We start from the raw sequence: 3,639 nt of genomic DNA, 5'->3' as shown, positions 1-3,639 counted from the left end.
ACGGCGGCGCTGGCGGCCGGCACTGCGGGGACGGCCGCGGCGGTGGTCCTGGCACGCGCGGTCGTCGCCCGCGACGGCCCGGCCCGCAACGGGCGGCCAGCGTCGGATGCCGGGGCGGACGGTGTGGAGAACGCTTCCCCGACGGTCGGGGCGACGGCGTCGGTGCTGCGCGCGTCGCAGGTGCAGCTGGTGCTCATGCTGCTCACGTCCATCGACTTGATGGTGGCCCGCGTGGTGCTGTCCGAGACCGACGCGGGCGTGTACGCGATGGGGTCGGTGGCCACCAAGGCCGCGTTCTGGCTGCCCGCCGCGGTGGGGGTGGTGCTCTACCCGCGGATGGCGCGCCCCGAGCATTCGCTGCGGGCGGTGCGCGTCACGCTGGCCGTGCTCGCAGGCCTGGGGGCGGCGGTGGTGGCCTGCGCTGCCGCGGCGGCACCGTTGGTTCCGGTGCTGGTGGGGGAGCAGTACCGGCCGGTGGTGGGGCTGGTGTGGCTGTTCGCGCTCGTCGGCGCCGCGTTCGCGGTGCTGCAGGGGGCGTTGCTGTCGGCGATCGCCCGTGACGCGACGCGTCTGGCGGTGCTCGCCTGGGCGGGGCTGGCGGTGGAGGGCGCGGCGCTGGCGGCCGCGTCGTCGGTGACGCGGATGGCCGTGACCGCCGCGGCCTGTGCGCTGGGCACGACCGCGGCGGTCACGGTGGCGGTGCTGTTGTCGCTGCGGCCCCCGGAGGGCGCGGCCCGCACCGTCAGTAGGTCGGGATCTGCTCGGTGGGCGGCTCGTGCCGGTCGTCGTCGCGTCGGCCGGACCGGCCCGTCTTGAGGAATCCCAGAATCAGGCCGGCCAGCAGGACGAGCGCGCCGACGATGCCGGCGATCAGCGGGATCGTGAAGGTCACGAGCTCGATCTTGTCCTGACCGTCACGTGCCTGCTGCAGCTGGTAGTCGATGGTGTTCTGGTCGAAGGTCAGCCCGGTCTCGGGGCTGATCGACAGCGCCGTGATGCGGGCGTCGTCGTCGGCGCTGCGGGCGAAGTACTGGTTGATCACCTCGCGGCCCTTGACGATGACGCCGGTGACCGGGTCCACCCACAGGTCACGCTGGTTGGTGTAGAAGCGGTGCACCTCGACGTCGCCCTCGCCGGTGACGCCCAGCGCCTCCGCCGGGATCGTCAGCTTGTCCGAGGTGCCGCCCACGGTCTTGCTGAGGTCGACCGGTGCGATGTCCTGAGTGAAGTGGTAGACCGTCATCCCGTCGATCTCCTCCTCGCCGGCGAAGTCGATCGGGTGCGTGGTGCGCGAGGTCAGGTCGAAGTACGGGTATGACTTCTTCTCCACGTCGAACGGGAACTTGTACTGCAGTCCCTCGCGGGGGACCGGGTCCATCTGCCCACCCGCGTCCGTCCAGACGCCGTTGGGGCTCTCCGGGTTGTTGATGGGCATGGAGGTGACGCGGTCCAGCGTGACCTTGTCGACGGTCGCGTTGATCAGGCGCGGGTCCCGGGCGGTGGGCGCGTCGGACTTGGGGGCCGGCTTGTCCGTGCGCAGCAGCCGCTGGCCCGCTTGCACGGTGATGATGTCCGCGTTGGACGGGTCCTGCACGGTGACGTTGCGGACGGCCTTGAGTGGTACGTCGTGCGCCACCTCGGGCGCGCCCGCCACCAGGGACGACGCGTCGAGCACCGCGCCCTTGCCGGTGGCGACCGTCTCCACGTGCAGGTCGAGCGGCGTCTTGAGCGCCTTGCTCTTGGTGTAGGTGGGCAGCATGATGGCCACCACCACCAGGAACACGCCGAGGCCGATCAGAATGCAGGCGACGATCCCCGCACTGCCGAGCCTTTTCTTCGCCATCCCCGCTCCTCGTGTCCCGCCCGGCCCGGGCGGGTTGTCGTCGTTGGGCCTGGTGCCGCGCGGGCCCGGTGTCGTGCCCTCACGCTCTGGCCCCGCACCTTGCGGCCTCTCACATTGTGTCTCCTGGCGCCGGGCGCGGTGCGCAACCCGACACGGCGCGCCGCGCACGCGCTGCGCGGGATGAGCACACGTTGGACGTGAGACTAACAGCACGGCGGCGTCCGCCGGTCCGTCCGGTGAAGTCCCCGGGTCGCCGGACCGGCCCGGGGAACCGCGGAGCGGCATACTGGAGCGCGATGACTGCGAGGGCGGGCGCCGGGACGGGCGCGGCGGGAACGGCGGCGCGCGGCGGGGCCGCCCGCGGCGGGTTCATTCCCGCGCTGGAGGGGATGCGCGCGCTCGCCGCGGTCGGCGTCATGACCACCCACGTCGCATTCCAGACGGGCAACGCGGTGGATTCGGTGGCGGGCCGTGTCTTCGGGCGGCTCGACCTGGCGGTGGCGCTGTTCTTCGCGCTCTCCGGCTTCCTCCTGTGGCGCCCGCACGCCCAGGCCGCACGCGGATTGCGCCCGCGGCCCCCGACGGCCCGCTACTACCGGTCGCGGCTGGTGCGCATCATGCCCGCCTACCTGGTGCTCGTCGTCGCGGTGCTGTGGCTGTTGCCGGTCGGCGGCGGGACGGGGTCCGCCACGGCGTCCGTCTCCACCTGGTTCGCCAACCTCACGCTCACGCAGGTGTACGTGCCGTACGCGTTGACGGCGGGGCTGACGCAGCTGTGGAGCCTGTCGGTGGAGATGACGTTCTACCTGGTGCTGCCGCTGGTGGCGTGGCTGATGGTCCGCCTGCGGGGCGGGCGGACCCGGCTGCGCGTGCCCCTTCTCGCCGCGGTGGGCGTGGCGGGGCTGTTCTGGGGGTACGTCGATCTTCCGGTCCCGGACGGGGTCAACACGGACACGTGGCTGCAGGGGCATGCCGCCTGGTTCGCTGCGGGGATGGTGCTGGCGGAACTGGCCGCGGCGGCGATGATGCCGGTATCGGTCGCGCAGCGACCCGGGCGGCTGCGCCGGCTGATCGCGCGCCCCGTGCCGATGCTGGGCGTGGCCGTCGCCGCCTACGCGCTGGCGTGTACGAACCTGGCAGGGCCGCCGGGCCTGGTGGAGCCCGCGCCCTGGCAGTACGCGTGCAAGATCGGGCTCGGCGCGATCATCGGATTCGCGCTGCTGGCGCCGTTGACGCTCGCGGCGCCCGGCGACGGCCGCGATCGCGGTGCGCATCGGTGGCTGTCGAGTCCCGTGGCGCTGGCCCTGGGCCGCTGGTCGTATGCGCTGTTCCTGTGGCACGTCGCCGTCCTGGCCATGGTGTTCCCCGCGTTCGGGCTGCCGATGTTCGGCGGGTACATGCTGTTCGTGTGGGTCGCGACGCTGGTGCTCAGCATCCTCGTCTCGGCGGCGTCCTACGCGTTGGTGGAGGAGCCGGCGCGCCGCGCCCTGGTGCGCTGGGAGGCGCGCCGGGACACCGTGCGCCGGGCCCACGTTCGCACGCGGGCGGAGGCGGGCACCGCGGACACTCCGGCCGCCGCCACGCCGATCAGCGCGAAGAGCTGAGCCCACGGCGAGTGCCCCTGGTAGGGCATTCCCGAGAGCCACGGCCCCGTCGCCAGCACGCCGGCGGAGAGCATGAGACCGGTTCCGGCGACCACCGGCCATGCGCGTCCCGTCGCGAATGCCCGGGCGAACCGGGCCGCGACGTCGCCGCGGCCGCCGCCGCGGGCGCGGATCCGCCGTGCCCACCCGGGT

2 protein-coding genes and 1 pseudogene are annotated in these 3,639 nt (G+C 73.2%); 2 read left to right on the top strand and 1 reads right to left on the bottom strand.

The window, feature by feature from the left end:
- A pseudogene (locus JJ683_RS18565) lies at positions 1-816 on the top strand (hypothetical protein); the annotation flags it as partial.
- Here the strand turns inward: JJ683_RS18565 and pgfA are convergent.
- The gene (gene pgfA, locus JJ683_RS18560; RefSeq protein WP_200176298.1) at positions 743-1,843 is read right to left on the bottom strand and encodes a cell envelope lipid trafficking protein PgfA; all 1,101 of its coding nucleotides are present in this window, start codon (positions 1,841-1,843) and stop codon (positions 743-745) included. The pseudogene JJ683_RS18565 and the gene pgfA overlap by 74 nt on opposite strands.
- Positions 1,844-2,139: 296 nt before the next feature.
- Here pgfA and JJ683_RS18555 point away from each other — a divergent pair, with 296 nt between their 5' ends.
- On the top strand, positions 2,140-3,447 hold the full coding sequence (locus tag JJ683_RS18555) for an acyltransferase family protein (protein WP_200176296.1): 1,308 nt from the start codon (positions 2,140-2,142) through the stop codon (positions 3,445-3,447).
- The last annotated feature ends 192 nt before the right edge of the window (positions 3,448-3,639 follow it).

It is taken from the genome of Tomitella cavernea, from assembly GCF_016599145.1.
GTDB lineage: Bacteria > Actinomycetota > Actinomycetes > Mycobacteriales > Mycobacteriaceae > Tomitella > Tomitella cavernae.
This window is presented reverse-complemented; position numbering and strand designations above follow the sequence as displayed.